Source organism: Ensifer adhaerens, assembly GCF_020035535.1.
In the GTDB taxonomy this organism is placed as follows: Bacteria; Pseudomonadota; Alphaproteobacteria; order Rhizobiales; family Rhizobiaceae; genus Ensifer.
Genome location: NZ_CP083351.1, coordinates 97878 through 121394, shown reverse-complemented (window position 1 = coordinate 121394; position 23517 = coordinate 97878). Strand labels below are relative to the sequence as shown.

Genomic DNA, 23517 nt, shown 5'->3' with positions numbered 1-23517 from the left:
AATTCGTGATGACTTCGAGGGAGGCGGGTAATGAAGATGATCATGCTTTTCGCAGCACTAGCGCTCACGGCAACGGCCGCAGCGGCGGCGAGCAGATTGGGTGGGTCCCAGAGCTCGAACTTCTCCTGCGACGTCAACAGCGGCTATTGCACGTGCGAAGGCAGCTGGGAGGGGGCAGACTGCAAGGGAATGCTACCTAATTGCAAGCTGACGGATTCGAACGGGGACATCTGGCACAACTGCGAAATTGGCAAAGGCTGTAAGTGCAGGATGTTCAGGATGGCGCCGAAGCCAAAACGGGGGGAGCTGCAGCCCGTGCAAAAAAAGTGAATTAGCTGATCTCGTAATAGAAAAGCTGAGGCGGAGAGCCGCAGTCTACCCGAAGCCCTGTCATGGCGACGCTTTCCCGTTGCAGTGCCCGCGTGATTTGCGGACACCGCAACCGGCTTGCACGCATCGCCACAGGAAAGTCCCGCCCGCCTGTCCGACCCTTCCTCTTACCGTCTAAGAGGAGGGATGCGCCGGTTTGCCCGTGAGGGCTGCCACGGGTTTGGATTCCGGAGAACCGCGAAACCTCAGAAAAATCGAGGGCCTGCATGAGGTCAACCGTGCCGCTTCGATCCGCCACGCCCGAGCCGCCATCATCCACGGTCAAGACGATGCGCTCGCCCTGACATGGGCCGGCTTTCGATCGCCATGGACGCTCACGACCGTGCCGCCGCATTCACGGCGCTAGAGTCCGCGATGGCCATCCCTCCTCCGCTTTGACCTATATTCTCGGCAGCGTCATCCATGGTTGGGGCGGCGACGCCGAATGCGCTATAGAATTGAGCGAACGGGGACTACGACTAAGCCTGGCCGCGTTTGACGCACAGGCAACGAGTGATTTGCTACGCGGCCGCTACGAAGATAGTTGTCGAGCAGCTTACAAATCCGTTCAGGCCAATCCTGCACACAGCATCACGTACGTGCAATTGACGGCCGCGCTTGCCAAGCTCGGGCGGATAACTGAAGCGCAGGCGGCGGCCGCACGTACTCGAGCTCCAACCATCGTTTCGGTTCAGTCGTCAATTTGCTGGAGTAAACTGTGCGCCAGCTCTCGCTGAGGCCCTCGGCCTGGCGCTACGGCCGGCCTTCCAGAATAGGCCAGTCATATACTCACCGGGCTCGGCAGCGCAATCATCATCGGACCAACTCCGCTTCTTCGCGAAGGAACTCATCAAGGGTGCCGCGCCCGCCCTTGCCGGTGATGTCGATCATCTCCAGGGAAAGATACCGTTCGCTGCCGTCCGTGATCGCCGGTTTGGTCAGAAACATGCGTGCAAAGGCGATCGCCTTTGTGGCCTTGTGGCCGTTCAGGTGGGCAACCGACGCCTCATAGCCGCAATTGACGATAGCCGAAAAGATCTCGCGACGATCACCATATTCGCCGGCGGTGTAGTTCGAAAGCGCCGGGCCGGAATAGCACTGTCCGGTCGTTCCGGGTGTGCCCTTTTCTCCGTTCGCAGAAGCATGGCTGAGCAGTGACGGATTGCTAAGTTCATAGCGGTAGACGTCGTATGCAGACGGCTTGCTCGGCGCGGAGGCGCCGCTGCCCGGATAGCTCGAATGGTTGCTGAGAATGGCGGTGACGGATGGTGCCGTTCCACCCTGCGCAACATTCCAATAGGTATTGTAATTCCAATTGTTGCCCGTGCTGATCTTGCCCCCGCCCATCGCCGTCATGGTCGCGCCGTAGCCGAGGGGCACCGCCTTGGCGACATCTCCGATCGTGCTGCCGGTCAACACTGGAGTGTAACTGTCACATTTTTTGCCCCCCGACTGGCTCTGCGCCGAGCGCACGTTTTGCGCCGGGCGGTAGCGGGGATCGCTCTTCGCCTTGCTAAATGAAGCGGAATAAAAACCGAAACGAGTATTCAGACCATCCTCGATCGGACCGGCCTTTGCCCCCGTTTCGGTATCCAACCCGTCTTTCGTGTAACAGGTCCCAGGATTTCCGGTCGCAAGCGCCTCGGCCAGCACCGATGCACCGTTGCCCAAAGGGGTCCTCAGGAAACCGAAGTTGCCCGGCCCCGGACTGGAAGACGACGTGCTGTGCAGCTCGATCTGGGTGCCATAGAGATCGCCGGCCGCAAATTTGGTGTGTAACTGCTCGGCCGCCTGCTCGCTGACAGTCGCACTGTTGTTGCCGGCCGGCTCATAAGGATTGCAGATGAAGATCGGCGTTACGTCGCAGGCGCTGACCCGGTACGCCGCCACAGCGTCGGCCGACACGTTGATCGTAGAGCGTGTGACACCAACGGGCACTGGGAAGATCGTTTGCATAGCCTGGTTCTTGGCAGTGACCCAGGCATAGCCGGCATCGTTCGGATTCGTCGTGATCATTGCCGCTGTTATGGGGTCGTCGTCGTCGCCCGCGAACGTGCCGTCGCCGGGGATGCCCTTGAGAAACCTGACGGTCACGGTACTGGCGGTATCGTCTCCGGCCTTGTAAGCAACCGTGATGTACGAACCGAGCGACATGCCACTGCCGCCGTTACCGAAGGCGGCAGTATTGGCAAGCCTTTCGATCGCGGCCTCCGCCCGCGTGATCGAATCGTTCCGTCCGTCAAGTTCTCGGGCTCCCGTCAGAGCCATGGCATCGACCGCGCTCTGAAGATCCGTATGGAGATTGGCACTGCGGCCAACGTCAATGACGATGAGAGAGACGCCGAGCAACAACGGCATGGCAATGAGCGTCAACGCAATGACGTAGCCTCGTCGGTCTTCCCAAAACCTCTTGATCGTCCTGTGTAGCATAGACACACCTCTCCGATCGCGGCGGCTCACCGTCGTGACACTTTGTTCTTATTGCATTCCTTTCAGGGGCCTTCCCCGCCTGCCTGCTATGCCATCACGGTCAATTTGCCGTTCCGCTATAACCGTTCGTGCCATGGGCGGTGTGGCCGTCGGCAGGATCACCGCCGTTGGCATCGCTGCACCTGCGCTCGGGCCGGCGCCGTTATAATTCCGCATGACCTTGTCGATCGTCTTGCCGTCCATGGCGATTCGCGTGTTCTGCGCCACCCTCGGGAAAGGATCCTGGATATGGATAGCCTTATTGACCTCCACGGCCTTGCCAGTTCGATGGTGTGCCGGTCGTTCAATTCAATAACCTTGATAATCTCTCAAATATTATATCGTCAGCTGCTAATACGAAGAACTGCCAACCATCTATAAGTCGTGGTTAAAATGGATGCGCCGCGACCAACTCTGCTCCCGCGAACCTCCTCGCATGATGCCGTCTGAGGAAGGTTTAAGCCGAGAGCGCTGCGGGGAAATCCACTATGGGCTAGTCGTCGACGATCATCGGCGTGAGGTCACCGTGCTTGTGAGCTGTCCAATGGCAATCGCTTCTTCTAGGAAACCGTACGTGTGCGTCCGAAGGCTCGCAGCAGCAGGTTCACCGAAACAGCGATCTTGTCGATGTCAGGGATGTCCTGGGAGTAGCGCCCGGTGTAGAGCTTGACGATCATCCGGTCGCGCTCCTTGCCGCTGAGGTCATAATAAAGGTGAAGGTAGAAGCGCCGCTTGTCGCCGGCACGCGATATGTCGCCGCGTCGCTGCGTCACTTGCCTCAGCTCTGCCTGCAGCGGCTCGAAACCGTCGAGCCTGAGGGTTACCTGCGCAGACTGGAAGCGCACCTCCTCCGGAACGGCGACGACCGCCTTGTCGAGCGAGAGGCTGACCACGCGTCCCGGTGTCCCATCGACCTTGGCGGGCTCGTCGAGCTTGAAGGCCTGGAAAAGGCGACGTGGCTTCTCGAAACAGATCAGAGACGCGATGACGAGGACGACGATGTTGATCCCCGACCAGACGGCTCCGATCGCTGAGAACGATCCCTGGACCTGTGCCGTTTCCGGCACGAGGTTGATCAGAAGTCCGAGCGCCGTGACGGCGATGAACCCGGCAATCCAGGCGAAGGTGTAGGCGTCGAAGCTGTTTGTCTCGTTGCCGGTGCCTTTCGGGGTTACCTTGAACGGCTTGCCGAAGGGGCGCACGAGGCTGGACAGAACCGTCGGCAACATACGAAACGTCGCGAAGGTCCCGACCGCGCTGGAGACGACGGGGAGATACCGCGTCGGCGTGATCCACAGCATCAAGAGGAAATAGGCCGCCAGCACCGGAAGCTGATTTGAGACATAGTCGGCAACGCTCGTGAAGTGCAGCGGCAGGGCGCCGAACCACAGATAGGCGATCGGCACGATGAGCACAATCAGCCGCACGACGTACTGCACCAGCCAGGACATGGGGAGAAACATGATCCGCTGGAACAGCGACAGGCCTGGTCCGCGCAGCGGGCCATTGTGGAGATAGAGCGTTTGGATGCCACCCTGGCACCAGCGTTCTCGCTGGACGAAATAGCCGGTGAGGTTCTCGGCCGCCAATCCCATGGACAGACGTTCGTTCAAGTAACGGGTCTTATAGCCCTTGTTCAGCATCGACAGCGTCGTCAACAGGTCTTCGGTGATCGACTCTGTCGGAAAGCCGCCAATCGCATCTACGGCTTTGCGGCGGGCGATCGAGCACGAACCACAGCAGAAGCTGACATCCCAGACGTCGCGGCTCGGCGCGATCTCGTCGAAGAAGAGGCGCTGTTCGTCCGGCCAGATGGTCTCCAGGCCCAGGTTCGATTGCACCGGATCGACATTGAAGAAGTGCTGTGGCGTCTGGACGATCCCGATCTCCTCGTCCGAGAAGAACGGCAAGGTGCGCTTGAGAAAATGGCGATACGGAACGAAATCCGCGTCAAAGATGGCAATGAAGTCGCCTGAACTTGCGCGCAGCCCATTGTTCATGTTCCCGGCTTTTGCGTGCGCATTGTCCGTACGCGTCACGTGAACTGCCCCGCGCTCCGCACAGAAGGTCTTAAGCCAATCACGCCGGCCGTCGTCGAGGACATAGACCTTGAACTTGTCCTTCGGATAGTCGAGCGCCAAAGCCCCGACGATCGTACGCTCCAGAACATCGAGCGGTTCATTGTAAGTCGGAATGAATACGTCGACCGTCGGCAGATCCTGCTGCGCGCGCGCGAAGAACGTCTTGCCCAGTCGGTCCGCTTCGGAACTGCGGTCAACGTATCGGCTCATCAGAATGAGGAAAAGAACGACCTCGGTGAAGGCAAGGAGCTCGATGGCGAAGACGATCCAAACCCACCATATGTTCGCGCCATCGGCTGGATAGGGAAGAACGGTTTCAAAGAGACGCCAGACCATATAGCGCAATGCGACCGCGCCAACGACCGCGCAGGTGATGGTGCGCGCCCAGCTTTGATGCCGCGACCAGTTCGATGGCCCAAGCAGGAAAAAGGCGATCACCAGCAATGTGGGCGCGAGTGCTAGAAGAGGTTGAACCACAGTCCCTTGATCCATTGCGTCAGTTGCAGATTATGCCGGGAGATGCGGACCTGTGCGGTCCGTCCCACCTGGCAAAAATTGCCGAAATCGGAGTTCAGCGCCGAGGGGAGAAGCTGGACGCGGATCCTCGCATCGCGTTCCTCGGCCTCCGGCTCCTTCGCCGCAAGATTGTCTTTCTCGACGACCGCGGACGAGCCTTTGACGGCCTGCACTTTCCCTTTGAAGACTTCGCTCCGGCCGAGCAACCGAACCTCTGCTTCGCGGCCCGGGTAGATCTCGTCGTAATCGACTTCAGGAACGAGAATGTCGACGAACAGTTCGCGGCAATCGAGGATGCGCAACAGCTCGTTGTTCAAGATGACGTTGGAGCCGTTGACGACGTTGCGGGTCCACACCACGCCGCTGAAGGGCGAAGCGACTTCTGCCAGTTCGAGACTCCGAACGCGCTTCTCCTCCTCGACCAATTGCCGTTCGATCTGGGCGGCGCGCGTGCTGTTTTCGACAATCCGGGTATTGATGTCGTTTATGCGAACGATCACCTCGTCCTGGCGCTGGCGCGAATAGGGCACGTCGTTTTGACCATCGCCGACGATGAATATCCCCTGACGCAGCGCCCTCAACCGTTGTTCGAGCAGTTCGAGCGACAGGTTGCTGATCTCGACCTCGCCGCCCGTTGCAGCGCCCGCGGCCGCTGCCGCCTCGACCATCTTGCGCGTGAAAATCCCCTTGGATTCAAGCTCCTGCCGCCTGTCAAGGTCTACCCTCGCGACAACGTCCTGCGCGCGGGACACTTCAACCCGCTTCTGTAAGATGCGGATCTCGCTTTCCAGACTTGCAATGGTGGCGTTCTTGAAGTTTTCGAGCCGATGGGCGAGCTGATTGCGCAACGTAACAAGTTCGTCCCGCTCTCGTTCAAGTGCGGTCACCCGATCGGCCGCGGTCTTTCCCTCCGCCTGCAACGAGGCAAAGATCGCTCGATTGACCCGCTCATTTCGGATCGTCAGAAGTGTCTCATTTTCGGAAACCGGCGTTCCGATCCGTGGCGGGGCCTGTCCGATTTCGCCGTCGATTGGGGCGTTGATGGCCGCAAAGCGTGCATTCACTGTGCCGTCGAGGCTGGTAAAGCCGGTCAACCCGGGTAACAGAACGATCATGGCTAGCGCCAGAAGTAAGACACCCACGACAATGCGGGTGACGCGGTGGTTCAGGAATTGCATGCTACTCCCATTCCTTGCGTTGCCGAGCGCTTCAATCACCAGAGCACAGTCCAGGTCCGGTACATGCCTTGGGCCACGCAAAGAAATTGTCCGCAAACGCACCCCAGGCAACCCTCAAAAGGTGGTGCTTTCTTTGATTTGGTTAAGCTTTTGCGAACAAGCGGTGCAGCTGATCAGATGTGATCGATTGTCTTGTACCGACGAGGACGCCGACAGGGCCTGCGCGCTCCCCTTCCAGTCGATACATTATGCGATCATTTCGGCCCAGAGCGTGAACATACGCGCAACAAGCCTTTGTACAGCGTTGATCTGCCCTTCGGCTTGACCGCTGCTTCACGGGAGTTCGGCATCAATATCCCAACGCAAGATGCTGGCGAACCGCATGATTGCCCGGATGGGTTCTCGTGGAACGCTAGGAGATGCACCATTCTGCAGAAATCGCCGAACAAATCGCTTCTAAGAACTACGCGGGGTCGCCTGATGTCTTTGGCTGCGCGCCAGCCCCACAAAGCGACGCTTCACCTCTTCGAATAGGGCAGGAGGCAACGGGCCGTGGTAGCCGCTATCCGTGTCGAGTGGCCGGACGTCCGGCCCTGGCCACATAAAGCGGTTGCTTTCCGTCAAGACAATCCAGGAGCGTTCGTCATCCAGCCCCAAACGACGCTTTGTCGCCGGCGGAATCTCGAGTGCCTCACCCGGGTCGGAAGGTGGCGTATGCGTGATCGGAAGGACGCGGACCACCGGCGTTCCATCTTCCAAGGTGGCAACGATGGCAAGAACGAGCGCCGGGCGATCCTTGTCCCCCTCTTCTCGTCCTTCCAAATGCTGCCAGTGCCAGAGATAGGAATAGCGGAAGACCCAGCCTACCTTCGGCTCAGTCGGCAGCATTCTTGTCCTTCGACAATTCGGCATTGAGATGGTCAAGTCCGGGATCCATCGTGGATTTTTCGACTGCAACGAGCTCGTCCGCATCCAACGTGCTCGTCAGCTCGACTCGGCGCTCGCGCCGCATCAAGCGAAGATAGTCCTCATAGGCGATCAAAACCGTGCGCGGGCGGCCGTTCTTGGTGATAATCAACGGCTCGCGCACGGCTGCGTCCTGATAGGCTCCAAAATTCTTGGAGACCGCAGCGGCGGTAACGGTGGATGTCATCATGCACCTCCATTTTTCCGTAAAATACGTACTTTACGGAAATTTACAAGATGCCAACTCATCAAGAGATTAAATACGGCTCGAAAGAAAGCAACGCGGTCGGCGCATAGCGAATGGTGGCGGATTCGAGTCCTGCCCGCCCCACCACCGTCCCGATCATCAGGTGTCGGAGGTCTTGAAAACCAATCTCAGCATTCCCAGATGATTTTGCGTCTTCTTTCATCCGGTTAGATAGGAAGGAGGGAAACATGTATCTTCCGGAGATGCCATGGTCTGTGCCGTTGCAGGTAACGTTCCAGAACGGCAACAAACGCACTTTTTCATCGGTCTTCGACGCGCTCGTTTTTCTGGAGACCGAGTGGCCGCGACGTCGCGGACGGCGCTACGAGCAAGCTGTCGAAGTCTGTCGACGCGTCCTTAACCGAACGGCGCCTGTTGCGATCGCGCGTGAAGCTTTTGTCGCTGCGTGTCTAGAGGCGGGCCTCCCGGCGAATGGGCTAGCCCATCGCACCAGGCCAATAAGCGATGACAGGCGCTCTGCCGCATAGGTCAGGATGGGAATGCTCCGATGTTTGACCCCATGGAAAGTGCTTGGATAAGCCCGACCGAGTTGAACTTCCTGCAAAGGATCTTCGACCGGGTTTGCATGTGGTGCCAGATTGATCGACCCAGCGAGCGTGCCGACCGCCTCGCGACTTACCTGTTGCATGAATATCGGGCTGGTATTCGCGACGAGACAGCCCTTTTTGAAGCAGCAATGTGGCGCGAGGCGGACCGTTCAAAGGCCGGCCCGATGCATGAGCATGACAAAGGGCTCGATGATACGATAATCAACTAGAAATATGGCGCGCCGTCCTCATGGCGCGCCAATCGTCTGAACCATCCGCTACCGATGCGGCGGGATCGTCGACGATGGACTCCCGCAACAATCACTTCTGATCCTGCACCAGGGTCCGCCCGACATTTACGCAGATCGATTTCCTGCGAGATTTTCCAAGCTTGCCCCGCACAGTGAGGTGCTCAAGCTTGACGGAGATGGGAGAGCTGATAACGATGCGGCCGGGAGCGATACCCGGCACCCAGCGCGCCAAGCCTCGTGGCGCCAATCCCCGACGATACATTATGCGATTCTGAGCGCACAGCTCGGGAACAAACGAGGCACGATCGTCACAGTAGTCACCTACGCTCGGCGCTTGGCGGGTATCCGAAATGGCTTTTGTACGAGCGAGACAAACACGAAATGGATGGAAAACCGGTTCTTTCGGCCGTGTCGGCCAGAGAAAGTTTCGTGTCGATGATGAGCCTCCGTGCGGCCTGAAGGCGCAGCGACGTGTAGAAGCTCGCAGGCGTCATACCTACAGTCTTCTTGAAGAGATATTCCAACGTCCGTCTGGAAGTCTTCTGACGCAGTGCGATGGCGGAAATTGAAATGGGCATATCAATGTGGCTCTCCATAACCCGTATGGCCCGGGAGACCCTTGGCTCTCGGCGGTCGACCGAGCCCAATGACACAATCCGTTGCATGTCGGACTGGCGCCTGTCGCGATCGTAGGTGAAAAGGCTGGCGACGTTCAACGCCGCAATTTCTCCCTGGCGCGAGCCGATCATAGTAAGCATGAAGTCAAGCACGGACAAAGCTCCGCCGCACGTGACAACCGGACCGGAAATAACAAATCGGTCTGGCCGCACGTCAACCGCAGGAAAACGGGCGGCAAAATTTTCAAGGTCTTCCCAGTGGGTAGTCGCGGACTTTCCGTCCAGAAGATCCGCCAACGCAAGAACCGCGGCGCCTGTGTCGAAGCCGCAAACCAGCTTTGAGGTCCGCGAAGCGGTCCTGATGTATCTGCGAACGGCAGCGGTACAATGCTTTTCAGCGTTGAAGGAACTGAGTACCAACGTCACGTCTTGCGATGTCCTGTCCTTGATTGAACCGTCGGCCTGAATCGCTGTGTCTGAAGTCGTGACGATCGGTTGCCCATCGACCGATATGATGCGCCACTCATAATACTTTCTGCCGCCAAGCCTGTTCGCTGCACGCATGGGATCGACCGTGGCCGCGAACGTCATCAACGAAGCTTCGGGTAGAACAAGGATGGTGACGTGAAGGGAACTGTCCGTTCGTCCAAATATCATTCTGCGCCCCCTGCCAAGTTCTTTGCGCATACTGCAAACCGCCTGGCGTTCTGCAAGCCCAATATCCTTTGCCAAGCACCTTTTACAACGCAGCCAAACAGATGCGTAGTCGAGCCGGTGGGCTGTGCGGCCCGCATTTGACCAAGCGAAAATACGGAGAGGAAATGCCTATGTCTAACCTACGACGTGTGTTGATCACTGCAGCGTGTTCGGGAATTGGCCGCGAGATTGCGAACGCCTTCTTAGACGACGGACATCTCGTGCATGTCTGCGACATTTCTGTTCCGGACGGTACGACCTCGATGGGCAATCTGACGGTTTCCCAGGTTGATGTCACGAACTCGGCGCAAGTTGCAAACTGGGTTGCCTGCGCTGAACGCAACATGGGCGGAATAGACGTCCTGATCAATAACGCGGGGATCGCAGGCCCTACCTCACCGGTTGAGAGCGTCGACATAAAGAGTTGGAGAGAATGCCTTGCGGTCGGCTTGGATAGCCACTTCCTGACGGCCCATTACGTCGCACCGATTATGAAGCGTCAGAAAAGCGGCACTATCATAAACATCTCCTCGACCGCAGGCCAGTTTGGCTATCCGCTTCGGACCCCGTACGCCGCGGCCAAGTGGGCCGTGATCGGCCTCACCAAGTCTCTGGCCATCGAATTGGGTGGTGCCAACATCACTGTAAACGCAGTTTGCCCAGGTTCTGTTTCAGGCGACCGGATGAGGAAGGTGATCGAACGCGAAGCGAACTCTCGCAACGTGACGACTGATTTCGTGACGGCTGAGTACATCAACGGTCAGTCCATTAAACGGTTTACCGAACCCAGCGAGATTGCCGCCATGTGCAGATTCCTCTCGTCCGACAGCGCTCGTATGGTGTCAGGCCAAGTGATCGCAGTCGATGGAAACACTGAAACGTACCATCTATAAGCCAAGAAGCCGAAGGGCGCACGAAGCCACGCCGAGGTTTTCGGGTGTTGCTGCTTCTGCGCGAAACGCGCCGGGGTGTAGCAGGAACCGTTCATCCAGCGTTTTAACATCACGCACTCCCAGCGGCCGGGAACTACGGTCGTTCGCAAGCGGGGCAACCGCCCTGCGCCAGGCCTCTGTCCGGCGGAACCAGACGCAAAAAAGGCACGGCGTATGGCGAGTTCTCAAGACCCGAGATATGCAGATATGCCGAGCGCCTCTTTTTCCAGTCGATACATTATGCGATCTTCTGTAACGGCCGGGTACATTCTAATTTGAAGTGCGACATGCCAATGATTTCAATGATTTCCCCCTGGAGATTTTGGAATGTCCCGACGCTATTCGCAGCTGAATCTGGCCGATCGACGCCGGCTCTTCCACTTTGTCGAACGCAAACTGCCGATCAAAGAAATGGCGCGCGAACTCGGGCGTCATCGATCGACGATCTACCGTGAGATCCGGCGCAACACCTTCCACGATCGCGAGCTGCCCGACTATAGCGGTTACTTCCCGACCGTTGCTGACGACATCCGCAAAGAGCGGCGGCAGCTCGTCGCCCTCGCCCACCATATGAATGCGCTCCCGCGTAAGTGCTTGGGCTATCGAACGCCCACCGAGGTCTTCATGGCGCATTTGCGCGAATGCGCGTAGTGCCCTACTCTTCACCCGTCAATGTTGCACTTGGATTAGATTCTCCCGCGTTGCGTCAATCCCTTATGCGCTCAATCCCTCGCCGGGTGCTTGCTTCTGTCCGCAGTCGGAGCTTTGCCGCTGCTCTATGGTGTCTGCCAAGGACCGGCTGGCCAATCTTTGAAGGCGCAGTCATCGCGTGCTGCTGATCGCATAGCGGCCTAACCCATCCATCGTCCCGGCGAAGGGACCTTGGTCCGGCGGGCGGATGGCTGTGCCCGTCCGAAAGCCTGTCTTGTCGTCTCCTTCGATCAAGCCGCCAGGGCTGGGTCTACCTTACGAGCAATGAAGCTGGTTCCATCCCTGAGCGTGCAATGCAACACCACCGCCAACTTGCGGGCCAGCGCCACGCCCGCCTTTTTGGGACCGGCTCGTCTGGCGACCGCCAACGCCCAGCCCTTCAAATCGGAGCCTTTGACCGGCCGCGTCAGGATGACGTGGGCCGCCTCGTAGAGCGCGGTGCGCACGCTGCCATCGCCGATCTTCGAGATGCGACCACTATGATCGGTCTCCCCCGATTGATATTTCCTTGGCGTCAATCCGAAGTGCGGCCCCACGGCGCGCGAGGAGCGGAAGCGCTCCGGCGCATCGATGGCCGCCACAAACGTCAGCGCCACCAGCACGCCAACGCCGGGCGTCGTCATCAACCGAAGGGCGTTGTCATCCTGACGGGCGATGGCGCGCAGCGTGCGCTCAAAACCTGCAAATTCCCGCACCAGCGCGTCGCGCACCGTCAACAGTGCCGTGGCGATCGTTTCCAGGGTCGAATGGCCGGCAATCAGTTCGCGAATGCGCCCCGCGTACGTGCACCGCGTCGTCGGCCCCACCTTGAGACCGAAGCCGCGCAGGATGCCCCGGATGCTCGTCTCGATGTCGTGAAGCTTGCCCTGAATAAGCTTGCGGGCGGTCAGCAGCGCCCGCACCTCCTGGGCGGCCAGCGATTTGCAATGGACCGGTCGGAACCAGCCCAGCCGCATCAGCTGCGCAATGCCGCGGGCGTCCTTCTTGTCGGTCTTGACCGGCATCGTCTTGACGGCTGCACGCACATGGCGCGTCTCGATCAGCTCGACGGAAAGACCGGCTTTCACCATCCCGGCATGCAGCCACTGCGACAAAGGGCCGGCCTCCAGACCGATGCGCTCCATCGCGTCGTGGTCGCCAAACCAGGCGATCAGCGCATCGGGCTCGCTGAGGATCTTTGCTTCCCGGACGATGCGGCCGTCCGCATCCACCACGCACACGCTTGAGTATTCCAGGGATACGTCGATGCCGGCATACTGCTTCATGGTCGTTTCTCCGTGATGCTCCGGAGCAGGCCACTCCCGACTCCGCGACACCATCATTGTGAGGGACGACCACCAGCCCTTCAAACCTGGCGGGCCGGGTCAGCCCGTTACACCATCTTTTTGGCCCAGAACGTGAACATCCTAGCAACATGCCGTCCAACGCGCTCGTGACGAACAGGCCCCTTCAACCGCTGTCGCTTTGGCTACCGCCACGGTTTGGTAGTCCGAAGCGGATAGTCAATTCGTTACGCAGGGACGGCAGGTATGCGCCCCATGTCGGTCAGCGAAGCCATCGTCGCCCGCGGCAGAAAGCGGACATTACCTCTCGGACATCATCTTCCTTAATCGCCAATACTCACAGCTCAACGATCCTTGCATAAAGAATAGATCAGTTATTGGTGGAATGTCGACAACCCTTGCTTGTCATGCGGTCAGCCGATGGCGCAAATTGATCTTTTCATCAAAAGGCTCTGATTCGGCTCGCTATGACTTCCGTTTTCGTCGCATATGCCTCGGGCAACGAATACCACTCGAAAATGATCATCGAAGCGTGCGCAGCTGCGTCGACGCCTGAAAGAAGCGTGTCCGCCTGGGCGACAAAAGACACCTCGGGATCGCCGATCGCGGAGTCGGTCGAGAGTTGGATAGAAAATGCTGACGCCTTTGTCGCGGATATATCGATCGTCAACGCCAATGTGACCTACGAATTGGGATATGCGATCGGGCTTGAGAAGCCCACACGATTGGCCCGTTCTACACACCTTAACTTCGACCCAATCAAAGCCGTAGGGCTCCTCGATACGCTGGGATATGACGGGTACGATTACACCGACAAACTCCGAAAAATCCTGTCGAAGCCCGACGAGACCACACGGTGGGGCGAAATCGCCAAGAACAAAGAGCAACCTCTTTTCATACTTCAACCCCCGACTCCGTCCGATGCCTCCCTAAAACTGACCAGTGCGGTGAAGAAGATCGCGCGAGTAAAGTTTCGAAATTTCAACCCGGCGGAAATCAGCCGGCTGAATGCAAGTGAAGCATACGAACTGACACTGTCCTCTTATGGCGTCATCGCCTTCTGGATGGATGGCACGAGCGAGGACGCCGTCAGAAACAACCAGCGTGCCGCATTCATGTATGGGATCGCGCGGGGGAAAGGAATTCCTTGTCGCCTCGTCGCGCATGAAAGCCAGAACCTTCCTCTCGATCTGCAGGACCAGGCACAACGATGGTGGAAGCTAGACGATCTGGATACGGCCATCGCTGATTTCCGTGGCAACTTGGCCGACTTCCAGAATGAGTTCGTAAGCATCCGGCACAGCGATGAACGATTGCTTGAGACGCTGACTTGCGGCGATCCTATCGCTGAAAACGAAGCGACAAGCTTGGCAGACCATTTCTTGGAGACCGATGCCTTCCAGCGCACATTGGCCGGAGAGGCGAATGTGCTCGTTGGTCGTAAGGGCAGTGGTAAGACCGCAGTCTTCCTTCAAGTGCGCGACATTAGCCGTTCAAACAAGCAAAACATTGTCATCGATCTGATCCCGGATGGGTATCAGCTGATCAAGATGAAGGAATTCATCCTCGACAAGCTCAGTTTCGGGACGCGCAAGGAGGTAGTGGCCGCATTTTGGGAGTACGTGCTCTGGCTTGAGATCACCTACAAAATTTTGGAAAAGGACGAGATGAGGGCGTTGCGTGACCAACGCCTCTATCCTGGATACACGAAGCTACGAGAACTGTTCGAGCAACGAGTCGACACTGGGACTGGAGATTTTTCGGAGCGACTCAAACGGTTATCCCAGAATGTCGTGGACCGATTCCGTGGAAGCAATATCGTGGATTTGGAACTCAACCAGCTCGATTCGTCCAAAGTCCTCGAAGCCATTTACGGCCAAGACGTAAGAACGCTGCGCGAAGCCGTTCTCGACTATCTGCGTCTCAAAGGCTTCGTACTTTTCCTGTTCGACAACCTCGACCGATTTTGGACGCCTGGTGGATTCACAGACGATGACGCAATGATCGTCGTCGGCCTGACCGAGTCCATGCAGGAAATTTCAAGGAAGTTTAGGCGGAAGAACCTCGACTTTCGCTGGGGTATTTTCGTCAGAAGCGACGTCTATGAGTTCTTGATCCGCGGAATGGCCGATTATGGCAAGCTGGCGGTCCAGAGTTTGGAGTGGTCGGATCGGTCTCTGATGAGACAGCTCTTTGAGCAGCGGCTGCAGGCGAGTGTGATCGACATCAAGGAGGAATGGGCCTCTCTTTGGTCGCGAGCGTCAGTCCCGACCGTGGCCGGGCGTCCCGTGATGGATTTCCTCATCGACGGCAGCCTGATGCGGCCGAGATACCTGATCCGTCTCTTCGAAACAGCACGGCGTCGCGCCATCACGTTCAACAGGGGCAGGATCGCCGAAGATGATTATATGGTCGCCTTAAAGGAACTTGGATGGCAGGTTCTCGAGGACTTGGACAGGGAGATCGCTGACTTGGTGCCGAAAGGGTCCGACCTGCTTTTCGAAATAGTGCAGCAGCGCGACAAGTTAACGGCGTCGAAGTTGAAGTACATTGCCTCCAAGGAACTCAAGGACGCTGCCACCGTAGGGAAGCTAATCGACGTCATGCTGTGGAACGGAAGCCTTGGGGTGATCGAGGCGGGAAGCCCCAGGTATATCTTTGATGTTGGTTACAAAAGACAATACCTTGGTGCGCTTCTAAAGGCTGATAGCGAAGTCCCTCTCACACTCCATCCTACGCTTGTTGCGGCGTTGTCGGTGTCCTAGCCAGCCACTGCGGAGTCTGGCGATGACGAACATCCCGCCGATGATCTACGACCCGCTAGGCTCCTAGACTGATGGTGTCCCCGGGGCTTTCGCAGATAACGGCGCGCAAGGCCATGTCCGCAAAGGGTGGATAGCGGATGTCGGCAGGCCACGGTGGCTTGGCCACTTTCGTCAATTTTTCTCGGGAATCGGACAGCCCGCAAACGGCCCCTGAGCTGACTTTCAACCCCTCGCCTTGAAAGGATATGAACCCGCGACCCTTCCATTCTCGACCTTGGGAATGAGTGGCCGCCCCGGTCTCCCTGTCGGCGTGCTTCAGGCGAGCGTGTAGGCCGTCTTGACAGTTGTGTAGAACTCGGCGGCGTAGCGTCCCTGCTCGCGCGAGCCGTGGGACGAGCCCTTGCGGCCGCCGAAGGGCACGTGGAAATCGACGCCCGCGGTCGGCAGGTTGACCATCACCATGCCGGCTTCCGCATTGCGCTTGAAATGGGTTGCATGCTTGAGGCTGGTGGTGGCAATGCCGGACGAGAGACCGAAGGGCGTGTCGTTGGCGACAGCGAGCGCCTCATCGTAATCCCTAACGCGAATGACGGATGCGACCGGGCCGAAGATCTCTTCGCGGCTGATGCGCATCGCGTTCGTCGCCTCGGTGAACAGTGCCGGCTGCAGGTAGAAGCCAGGCGCGTCGCGCTTCAGCAGTTCGCCGCCGAAGGCAAGCTTCGCACCCTCCTGCTGGCCAATGGCTATATAGTCGGTGTCCTGGTTGAGCTGGCTCTGGTCGACCACCGGACCGATATGGGTGCCGGCCTTCAAGGCGTCGTCGATCGTCAGCCCCTTCATCCGCTCGCCCATTGCCGCGACGAAACGATCGTGAATGCCCTCGGTCACGATGATGCGCGAGGAGGCGGTGCAGCGCTGGCCGGTGGAGAAAAAGGCGGAATTGACCGCCGCCTCGACCGCGACCGCAAGATCGGCATCGTCAAGCACGACGAAGGGGTTCTTGCCGCCCATCTCCAGCTGGTATTTGCGATTGTGCTCGACGGAGGCGAGCGCCACGCGTTTGCCCGTGCCGGTCGAGCCGGTGAAGGTGATCGCGTGGATATCGGGACTGTCGAGCATCGCCTGGCCGACAACAGAGCCCTTGCCCATCACGAGGTTCAACACGCCCTTCGGCAGACCCGCACGGTAGAGGATGTCGACGATTGCCCAGGAACTGCCCGGCACCAGTTCGGCCGGCTTGAAGACGACGGTGTTGCCGTAGCAAAGCGCCGGCGCGATCTTCCAGGCGGGGATGGCGATCGGGAAGTTCCAGGGCGTGATGATGCCGACGACGCCGACCGGCTCGCGGGTGATCTCGACGCCGATATTGGGTCTTGCCGACGGCAGCACTTCGCCCGCCAGTCGCAGGCATTCGCCGGCGAAGAAGTCGAAGATCTGGCCGGCACGCACGGTCTCACCGATGCCTTCTGCGAGTGTCTTGCCTTCCTCGCGTGACAAGAGCTTTCCGAGTTCGTCCTTGCGGGCAAGGATCTCGTCCGCGGTCTTCCTCAGGATCGCGTGGCGCTCGAGAATGCCGGAGCGCGACCAGGCCGGAAACGCCGCTTTCGCAGCGGCAATCGCCGCACGCGCATCGTCGGCAGAGGCGCGGGCATATTCGCCGACCACGTCATTGGTGTTGGAAGGGTTGATGTTGGCAACCCCGTCACCACCGACCCATTCGCCGGCAATCAGGTTCTGGTGCAATGTCATAGCCGCTCTCCGTTTTTCATGCATTGCCAAGAGGGCCGCCTCCGCGCGAAGGCGGCCCTCTCTTCTCAGCGACGCTTATGGTTTCCGATCAGCCTTTCCATCATAGCCATTTCCTCTGCCGTCAGGTCATGGAGCGGCGAGCGAACCGGACCGGCATCGAAGCCCTGGAGCCGCACCCCGGCCTTGATGGCCGCAACGGCATAGCCCTTCGCCCGGTTGCGGATCGCCATGAACGGATAAAAGAAATCGATCAGGATCTTCTCGCACCGGGCGCGTTCGCCCGCGCGCAACGCCTTGTAGAACTCCATGGCTAGGCCAGGCACAAAATTGAAGACCGCCGAAGAATAGGTGGTAAAACCTGCGCCAAGATACGCCTCCGCGAAGAGTTCGGCCGTCGGCATGCCGCCAAGATAGGTCAACCGGGCCCCCAACTTCGCCGTGATCTGCCGCACGAGCCCGATGTCGCCGGTACCGTCCTTGAAGCCGACAAGGTTCGGGCATGCATCACAAAGCCTGGCGAGCGTTTCCGCTTGAAGGACGGAATTGTCGCGATTGTAGACCATGACGCCCATGCCGGTTGCATCACACACCGCTTTGATATGGCGGTAGAGGCCGTCCTGCGGCGCATCGATCAGGTAGTGGGGTAAAAGCAGGATGCCGTCAGCGCCGGCCTTTTCGACCGATCGCGCGATCGATACGGCAATATCGGTGCCATAGCCGCAGCCGGAAACGATCGGCGTGCTCCCCGCCGCTTCCTTGGCCACCCGGACGATCTGCGGAATCTCTTCCGGCGTCAGCGAGAAGAACTCTCCGGTACCGCCTGCAGCAAAGAGGGTCGCGGCCCCGAAGCCGGACAACCAGTTGACATGATCTGCATAGCTCTTTGCATTGAATTTTCCCTCCGCATCGAAATGTGTCACGGGGAAAGAGAGAAGGCCGGCGCCTAGGACCTTCTTCAGTTCTTCAGTCTTCATGGGATTAACCTCCTTTTGGGGCGGCCGCGAGAACCGCCACTTTCCTTGGTGATCTTCGAGTTTAGGGGCGTCCGGCTCAGGCAGAAAGCGAACGGACCATGGCCGCCAGCCGGTCGATGGCCGCTTCGAGTTCGCGGTCCGATGCGGCGATCGACAGGCGTATGAAGCCAGGCGCACCAAAAGCTGCACCCGGGACGCTGGAGAGCCCGAACGCTTCCAGCAGATGGGCTGAGAAGCCAGTATCGTCTGCCATCACCTGCCCCGACGCGGTCCTGCGCCCGAGAAGGCGGCCGATCCCGACAAAGGCATAGAAAGCCCCGTCCGGCGCGGTAAATTCCAACCCGTCGATTTCCGCGAGCCGTTCGGAAACGATCCTTGCGCGATGAGCGAAAATCCGCGCGCCCTCGGCGACAAAGGCCTGGTCTCCGGTCAGCGCAGCTAGCGCGGCAGCCTGTGCGACCGGCGACACGCAGGACACGCTTTGGGACTGCATCTTGTTGAGCGCAGAAATCAGCGGCTTCGGACCCGCGGCATAGCCGACGCGCCAGCCTGTCATTGCATAGGCCTTGGAAACACCGTTGACGATCAACGTGCGTTCGCGAAGATCGGGGCATGCCTCACCAAAGGAAACGAAAGGCGTGTCACCAAGAAGCACGTGCTCGTAGATCTCATCAGAGACGACGAGAATACGCGGATGGCGGGCGAGGACGGTTGCCAGTTGCCGGTATTCCTCGGCCGAATAGATCGCGCCCGTCGGGTTGGACGGCGAGTTCAGCAGGAGCCAGCGGGTCTTCGGCGTGATTGCCGCTTCAAGAGTTTCTGGTGAAATCTTAAAGCCGGCGTCAGGGCCGCAATGAACATATCGCGGGGCGCCGCCATGCAGCGAAACGATGTCGCCATAGGACACCCAGCAAGGCGTCGGGATGATTACCTCGTCCCCCTGTTCGAGGGTCGCAAGAAAGGCGTCGAAGAGGATCTGCTTGGCGCCGTTGGCGACCATGACCTCGTCGGGCGTATAGGTTAGCCGGTTCTCGCGCTTGAATTTTGCGACGATCGCCGCGCGCAGGCTTTCCATGCCCGCCGGTGCGCCGTAGCGGATTCCGCCCTTGCGGATAGCTTCGGCGGCCGCTTCGCAGACGTGGGCCGGCGGTTCGAAATCAGGTTCGCCAAGCGACAGATCAATGATGTCGCGCCCTTCGGCAGCCAGCCTTTTCGCTGCCATGGCGATCGCCATGCTGGGGGAGGATTTGATACCGGCTGAGCGCCTGTTCTCAAAATGCATTGTCAACTTCCTAAGTTTCGGCATGAAAGCCGGGCGACGGCAGCGCCTTGCCCGGCCGGACGAGTCAACCTCTCACGACGTAGTCGAAGTCGTCGTCGCGCTTGAGCGCAGCGGGATCGCGCTTTTCGACCGGGCCATAACCACCACCGCCCGGTAGTTGGAGAATGAGACGGCGCCCGCCCGGCACGTGCTGGCGCCCCTTGGACGCAAGGCGCGTGCCGTCGTCGAGAAGGACCGCACCTGCCGCGCCGCTTTCACCGCCTTCACGGCCGCGCGGGGGGTGATCGATACGGTCGAACATGGCGTTGAAGTGCATCTCGTGACCTTGTGTCGGAGAAATCTCCACCACCTGGCCAAGACCGCCGCGGAACTGACCGGCACCCCCGGAGCCGTCGCGCAACTCCTTGCGCCAGAAGATAACCGGGCCGACATGTTCAGTCGCCTCGATCGACATGGAGTGCACTCCGCTCGGAAACGCCGTGGCGCTCAACCCGTCGAGCGTGGAGCGTGCACCGGCGCCGCCGCTGTTGAACAGCAGCACTTCGGCGCGCTGGCCGCCGTCCGTAGGTGCTTCCTCGCCCTGCAACGGACGAACGCTGACGTGCAGGTTCCACAATGCACCGGCCCCTTCCGCAGGAACGCGACCCGGCAGCATCTTGTGCACGGCGCCGAGCACGGCATCGGGAACGAGATGGCCGAGAACGTGGCGAACCGAGACCGGCGCCGGATGCTGCGCGTTCAGAATGCAGTTCTCCGGCGCCGTGACGCGGAATGGCAGCAGGGATGCGTGATTGTTGGGGATTTCCGGTGCGATCGAGCACTTCAGTCCGTAGCAGGCATAGGCGGCAGAATAGATGATCGGGCAATTGATGCCTTTGGGGCTGGGCGGCGAAGTGCCGTCGAAATCCGCGAGGATATGGTCCTCGGCGACGTCGAGGCGAACGGCGATATCGATTGGGGAACCATAGCCATCGACACGCATGACGTTGAAATAGGAGCCTTTCGGCAGCGCCGCGATGCGCTCGACCGTTGCATCGTAACTCCGCTTGAAGATGAACTCGCCCAGCGTTTCGAGATCCGCCAGATCGAACTCATCCATCATGTCCATCAGTCGGCGATGACCGATCTCGTTGCACGCAGCGAGTGAATAGACGTCACCGACGACCTGGTGGCTCTCGCGCACATTGTTGCGAAGGATGTTGACGAGATCCTTGTTGACGATACCGCGCTCGGCGAACTTCATGATCGGAACGAAGATGCCTTCCTCGTAGACTTCGTTGGCATCCGGGCCGAAGCCGCGACCGCCGACATCGACCACATGCGCGGTGCAGGCGAAATAGCCGACCAGGGCACCGTTGCGGAAACTCGGCGAGACGACGGTAAAGTCGTGCAGGTGGCCGGTTCCCTTCCACGGGTCATTGGTGATGTAGACATCGCCTTCAAAGATATTCTCAGGCCCGATATCTCGGATGAAATGGCCCACCGCTTCGGCCATGGCATTGACGTGGCCGGGCGTGCCGGTTACGGCCTGGGCGATCATCTTGCCGCCGCGGTTGAAGACACCTGCGGAAAGGTCTCCCGACTCCCGTACACTGGTCGAGAATGCGGTACGGATGAGCGTGACCGCCTGCTCCTCGACCACGGAAATAAGCCGGTTCCACATGATCTGCATGTGGACATCGGAAAGTGCGCTGGTTTTCATGAATTTGTCCTCCGTTCAAGCGCTCTGCTTGACGCGTACGAGCAGGCAGCCATCGGCCTGCATGATGACTTCGCGGCTCGCGGTGATGATGGTCGATGTCTCGCGCTCGGTGATGACGGCGGGCCCCGTCACCAAGTCGCCGGGCTTCATGTCGCCGCGCGAGACGACCGAGGCCTGCTGGAAGCGGCCTTCCTGGACGTCGAAGATCTCGCGGGTGCCGCGCACCGTGGCGTTGCCGGCTTTCCCGACCTTGCTGATCCTGGCCGGCGGAGTGACTTTAGATGTCGCTCGCAGCGACCAGCTGACGATCTCCACATCGAGACCGTCGATGACACGGCCGAAGAAGTGCTCGTACTGCGCGTCGAAGAGCGTGCGGAACAGGTCACCATCGCAACCGGCGTAGTCACGCACGTCGATCGTGATCGGAACCTCCCAGCCCTGCCCGACATAGCGCATGTACGCGGTGCACTCGAGATTAGGGTCGGCATCCGGTGCGCCGGAACGCACGAAGGACGTCGCTTCCGCCACAAGCTCCGAAATCGTCCGGTTGATCGCTGCTGCGTCGAAACGGCTAAGGCGGCTGTAGGCACTACGAACCGACTCGAAGCCGAAGGGTGCGCGCAGGAAGCCGATGGCCGAACCGACGCCTGCTCCCGGTGGGATCAGCAGATCCGCAATGCCGAGCTTCTCGCAAAGGCGGGCAGCGTGGATGGGTGCTGCGCCGCCGAAGGCGATCATTGTGAACTCTGAAAGCTCCTTGCCGTTTTCAACGGCATGCATGCGGGCGGCATTGCTCATGTTTTCGTCCACGACCTCGCTGAGGCCATAGGCTGCAGTCGCAATGTCGGTGTCGAGTTTCGAGGCGATGTCGGCATGCATCGCCCGATCGGAGGCCGTTGCATCAAGCTTCATCGCCCCGCCGGCAAACTCGTCGGCATCGAGGCGGCCGAGGATCAGGTCGGCGTCAGTAACCGTCGGGCTCTTACCGCCACGGCCATAGCAGGCCGGGCCCGGTTCGGAACCGGCACTATGCGGCCCAACACGGATCTGACGCATGCTGTCGACGGTGGCGATCGACCCGCCGCCGGCGCCGATTTCTACCATCTCGATAACCGGAATGGAGATCGGCATGCCGCTGCCCTTCTTGAAACGCCAGGTGCGGGCCACTTCGAAGGTCTTCGAGGTCTTCGGCGTCTGGTTTTCTATCAGGCAGATTTTTGCGGTCGTGCCGCCCATGTCATAGGAAAGGACCTGGTCTAGCCCGTAACTGCTGGCAATATGCGCGGCGAAGATCGCGCCACCCGCCGGGCCGGATTCAAGGAGCCGAACCGGAAACTCGATAGCGCTCTCGACGCTTATGATGCCCCCGCCCGAATGGATCATGAAGACCGGGCTGCGCATGCCCGCTTCCGAAAGCCTGCCGACGAGACGATTGAGATAGGATGCCATCAGCGGCTTGACGAACGCGTTGGCGCAGACCGTGTTGAAGCGCTGGAACTCGCGCATCTGCGGTGAGACCTCGCAGGAAATCGAAACGGATAGGTCCGCCTTCCTGGCAAGCAATCGGTCGCGCACCACCTTTTCATGCGCGCCGTTGAGGTAAGAATGGATGAAGCCGATCGCGACGCTTTCATAGCCTGCGGCGATAGTACGGTCGCAGAGAGCGTCGACTTCGCCAAGATCGAGCGGCTTCAGGACACCACCATCGGCGCCAATCCGCTCGTCGACGACGAAGCGTTCATCGCGGGGCACAAGCGGCGCAGGCAGCACGATGTCGAGATCATACTGCTCGAAACGGCTTTCGGTCCGCATTTCGATGACATCGCGAAAGCCCTTGGTGGTGATGAAGGCAGTGCGCGCGCCGCGCCGCTCGATCAGCGCATTCGTCGCAAGCGTCGTGCCATGGATGACGGTGTCAATCTCTGACAGCTCGACGCCTGCCACCTCGGCGACCTGCCGGATGCCCCTGACGATCGCGTTTTCGGGGTAGGAATAGTCGGTCAGCACTTTGATCGAATGGAGCGTGGTGCCTACCTCCATCGCAACGTCGGTGAAGGTGCCGCCGATGTCGACACCGACCCTGATCTGCTTGCCATCTTTCGCCATTTTCTTGACTCTGCTCCGTGAACGAACTTCTCTTCCACACCGCGCCCGAAGGCTTACTTTCGACATGCGGCGGGC

The 23517-nt window shown here is 59.4% G+C and carries 17 protein-coding genes and 1 pseudogene; 5 read left to right on the top strand and 13 right to left on the bottom strand.

Annotated features, from left to right (window positions below):
* Positions 1–1182: 1182 nt before the first annotated feature.
* The 6 genes from LAC81_RS35150 to LAC81_RS35120 all read right to left on the bottom strand — a co-directional run bounded on the left by LAC81_RS35150 (position 1183) and on the right by LAC81_RS35120 (position 8016).
* Positions 1183–2799, bottom strand: coding sequence for a TadE/TadG family type IV pilus assembly protein (locus LAC81_RS35150; protein WP_223731030.1), 1617 nt, complete (start codon positions 2797–2799; stop codon positions 1183–1185).
* A 599-nt stretch (positions 2800–3398) separates the two neighbouring features.
* Positions 3399–5396 carry a glycosyltransferase gene (locus LAC81_RS35140; RefSeq protein ID WP_223730831.1) on the bottom strand — a complete coding sequence of 666 codons (1998 nt, stop codon included), beginning with the start codon at positions 5394–5396 and terminating at the stop codon, positions 3399–3401.
* Positions 5378–6613 carry an HlyD family secretion protein gene (locus tag LAC81_RS35135; RefSeq protein ID WP_223730830.1) on the bottom strand — a complete coding sequence of 412 codons (1236 nt, stop codon included), beginning with the start codon at positions 6611–6613 and terminating at the stop codon, positions 5378–5380. The genes LAC81_RS35140 and LAC81_RS35135 overlap by 19 nt, the downstream gene beginning before the upstream one ends.
* A gap of 456 nt (positions 6614–7069) precedes the next feature.
* Positions 7070–7501 (bottom strand): type II toxin-antitoxin system PemK/MazF family toxin, encoded by a 432-nt coding sequence (locus LAC81_RS35130; RefSeq protein WP_223730829.1) that lies wholly within the window; start codon positions 7499–7501, stop codon positions 7070–7072.
* Entirely contained in the window at positions 7488–7766 is a 279-nt protein-coding gene (locus LAC81_RS35125) for a type II toxin-antitoxin system Phd/YefM family antitoxin (RefSeq protein WP_223730828.1), read from the bottom strand. Before LAC81_RS35125 ends, LAC81_RS35130 begins: the two co-directional genes overlap by 14 nt.
* 61 nt (positions 7767–7827) lie before the next feature.
* Positions 7828–8016 carry a hypothetical protein gene (locus LAC81_RS35120; RefSeq protein WP_223730827.1) on the bottom strand — a complete coding sequence of 63 codons (189 nt, stop codon included), beginning with the start codon at positions 8014–8016 and terminating at the stop codon, positions 7828–7830.
* On the opposite strand from LAC81_RS35120, the gene LAC81_RS35115 reads away from it, so the two are divergent.
* Together LAC81_RS35115 and LAC81_RS35110 are read left to right on the top strand one after the other, a co-directional pair.
* The gene (locus tag LAC81_RS35115; RefSeq protein ID WP_223730826.1) at positions 8015–8314 is read left to right on the top strand and encodes a DUF982 domain-containing protein; all 300 of its coding nucleotides are present in this window, start codon (positions 8015–8017) and stop codon (positions 8312–8314) included. The two genes, LAC81_RS35120 and LAC81_RS35115, sit on opposite strands and share 2 nt — an antisense overlap.
* 20 nt (positions 8315–8334) lie before the next feature.
* Positions 8335–8604 carry a hypothetical protein gene (locus LAC81_RS35110; protein ID WP_223730825.1) on the top strand — a complete coding sequence of 90 codons (270 nt, stop codon included), beginning with the start codon at positions 8335–8337 and terminating at the stop codon, positions 8602–8604.
* A gap of 338 nt (positions 8605–8942) precedes the next feature.
* On the opposite strand, the gene LAC81_RS35105 is transcribed toward LAC81_RS35110, so the two are convergent.
* Positions 8943–9899: a GlxA family transcriptional regulator gene (locus tag LAC81_RS35105; protein ID WP_328717967.1), complete on the bottom strand. Its 957-nt coding sequence runs from the start codon at positions 9897–9899 to the stop codon at positions 8943–8945.
* Positions 9900–10069: 170 nt separating this feature from the next.
* On the opposite strand from LAC81_RS35105, the gene LAC81_RS35100 reads away from it, so the two are divergent.
* Together LAC81_RS35100 and LAC81_RS35095 are read left to right on the top strand one after the other, a co-directional pair.
* Complete coding sequence (locus LAC81_RS35100; RefSeq protein WP_223730823.1) at positions 10070–10831, top strand: SDR family oxidoreductase; 762 nt, start codon at positions 10070–10072, stop codon at positions 10829–10831.
* Positions 10832–11197: 366 nt separating this feature from the next.
* Positions 11198–11419 (top strand): annotated as a pseudogene (locus LAC81_RS35095) (helix-turn-helix domain-containing protein); the annotation flags it as partial.
* A gap of 392 nt (positions 11420–11811) precedes the next feature.
* Here the strand turns inward: LAC81_RS35095 and LAC81_RS35090 are convergent.
* On the bottom strand, positions 11812–12846 hold the full coding sequence (locus LAC81_RS35090) for an IS110 family transposase (protein WP_223730822.1): 1035 nt from the start codon (positions 12844–12846) through the stop codon (positions 11812–11814).
* 536 nt (positions 12847–13382) lie between these two features.
* On the opposite strand from LAC81_RS35090, the gene LAC81_RS35085 reads away from it, so the two are divergent.
* Positions 13383–15629, top strand: a complete 2247-nt coding sequence (locus LAC81_RS35085) for a nucleoside 2-deoxyribosyltransferase (RefSeq protein WP_223730821.1) — start codon at positions 13383–13385, stop codon at positions 15627–15629.
* A gap of 315 nt (positions 15630–15944) precedes the next feature.
* On the opposite strand, the gene LAC81_RS35080 is transcribed toward LAC81_RS35085, so the two are convergent.
* From LAC81_RS35080 to LAC81_RS35060, 5 genes are all read right to left on the bottom strand, one after another.
* Positions 15945–17378, bottom strand: coding sequence for an aldehyde dehydrogenase family protein (locus tag LAC81_RS35080; RefSeq protein WP_223730820.1), 1434 nt, complete (start codon positions 17376–17378; stop codon positions 15945–15947).
* 65 nt (positions 17379–17443) lie between these two features.
* Complete coding sequence (kdgD, locus tag LAC81_RS35075; protein WP_223730819.1) at positions 17444–18352, bottom strand: 5-dehydro-4-deoxyglucarate dehydratase; 909 nt, start codon at positions 18350–18352, stop codon at positions 17444–17446.
* 76 nt (positions 18353–18428) lie between these two features.
* Complete coding sequence (locus LAC81_RS35070) at positions 18429–19634, bottom strand: pyridoxal phosphate-dependent aminotransferase (protein ID WP_223730818.1); 1206 nt, start codon at positions 19632–19634, stop codon at positions 18429–18431.
* A 64-nt stretch (positions 19635–19698) separates the two neighbouring features.
* The gene (locus LAC81_RS35065; RefSeq protein ID WP_223730817.1) at positions 19699–21336 is read right to left on the bottom strand and encodes a hydantoinase B/oxoprolinase family protein; all 1638 of its coding nucleotides are present in this window, start codon (positions 21334–21336) and stop codon (positions 19699–19701) included.
* Between the two features lie 15 nt (positions 21337–21351).
* Positions 21352–23442: a hydantoinase/oxoprolinase family protein gene (locus LAC81_RS35060; RefSeq protein ID WP_223730816.1), complete on the bottom strand. Its 2091-nt coding sequence runs from the start codon at positions 23440–23442 to the stop codon at positions 21352–21354.
* Positions 23443–23517: the final 75 nt, after the last annotated feature.

Excerpts from the sequence above, each read along its gene's own strand:
- LAC81_RS35150 (WP_223731030.1), bottom strand. The coding sequence starts at position 2,799 with ATGCTACACAGGACGATCAAGAGGTTTTGGGAAGACCGACGAGGCTAC.
- LAC81_RS35135 (WP_223730830.1), bottom strand. The coding sequence starts at position 6,613 with ATGCAATTCCTGAACCACCGCGTCACCCGCATTGTCGTGGGTGTCTTA.
- LAC81_RS35130 (WP_223730829.1), bottom strand. The coding sequence starts at position 7,501 with ATGCTGCCGACTGAGCCGAAGGTAGGCTGGGTCTTCCGCTATTCCTAT.
- LAC81_RS35125 (WP_223730828.1), bottom strand. The coding sequence starts at position 7,766 with ATGACATCCACCGTTACCGCCGCTGCGGTCTCCAAGAATTTTGGAGCC.
- LAC81_RS35115 (WP_223730826.1), top strand. The coding sequence starts at position 8,015 with ATGTATCTTCCGGAGATGCCATGGTCTGTGCCGTTGCAGGTAACGTTC.
- LAC81_RS35120 (WP_223730827.1), bottom strand. The coding sequence starts at position 8,016 with ATGTTTCCCTCCTTCCTATCTAACCGGATGAAAGAAGACGCAAAATCA.
- LAC81_RS35110 (WP_223730825.1), top strand. The coding sequence starts at position 8,335 with ATGTTTGACCCCATGGAAAGTGCTTGGATAAGCCCGACCGAGTTGAAC.
- LAC81_RS35105 (WP_328717967.1), bottom strand. The coding sequence starts at position 9,899 with ATGATATTTGGACGAACGGACAGTTCCCTTCACGTCACCATCCTTGTT.
- LAC81_RS35100 (WP_223730823.1), top strand. The coding sequence starts at position 10,070 with ATGTCTAACCTACGACGTGTGTTGATCACTGCAGCGTGTTCGGGAATT.
- LAC81_RS35090 (WP_223730822.1), bottom strand. The coding sequence starts at position 12,846 with ATGAAGCAGTATGCCGGCATCGACGTATCCCTGGAATACTCAAGCGTG.
- LAC81_RS35085 (WP_223730821.1), top strand. The coding sequence starts at position 13,383 with ATGATCATCGAAGCGTGCGCAGCTGCGTCGACGCCTGAAAGAAGCGTG.
- LAC81_RS35080 (WP_223730820.1), bottom strand. The coding sequence starts at position 17,378 with ATGACATTGCACCAGAACCTGATTGCCGGCGAATGGGTCGGTGGTGAC.
- kdgD (WP_223730819.1), bottom strand. The coding sequence starts at position 18,352 with ATGAAGACTGAAGAACTGAAGAAGGTCCTAGGCGCCGGCCTTCTCTCT.
- LAC81_RS35070 (WP_223730818.1), bottom strand. The coding sequence starts at position 19,634 with ATGCATTTTGAGAACAGGCGCTCAGCCGGTATCAAATCCTCCCCCAGC.
- LAC81_RS35065 (WP_223730817.1), bottom strand. The coding sequence starts at position 21,336 with ATGAAAACCAGCGCACTTTCCGATGTCCACATGCAGATCATGTGGAAC.
- LAC81_RS35060 (WP_223730816.1), bottom strand. The coding sequence starts at position 23,442 with ATGGCGAAAGATGGCAAGCAGATCAGGGTCGGTGTCGACATCGGCGGC.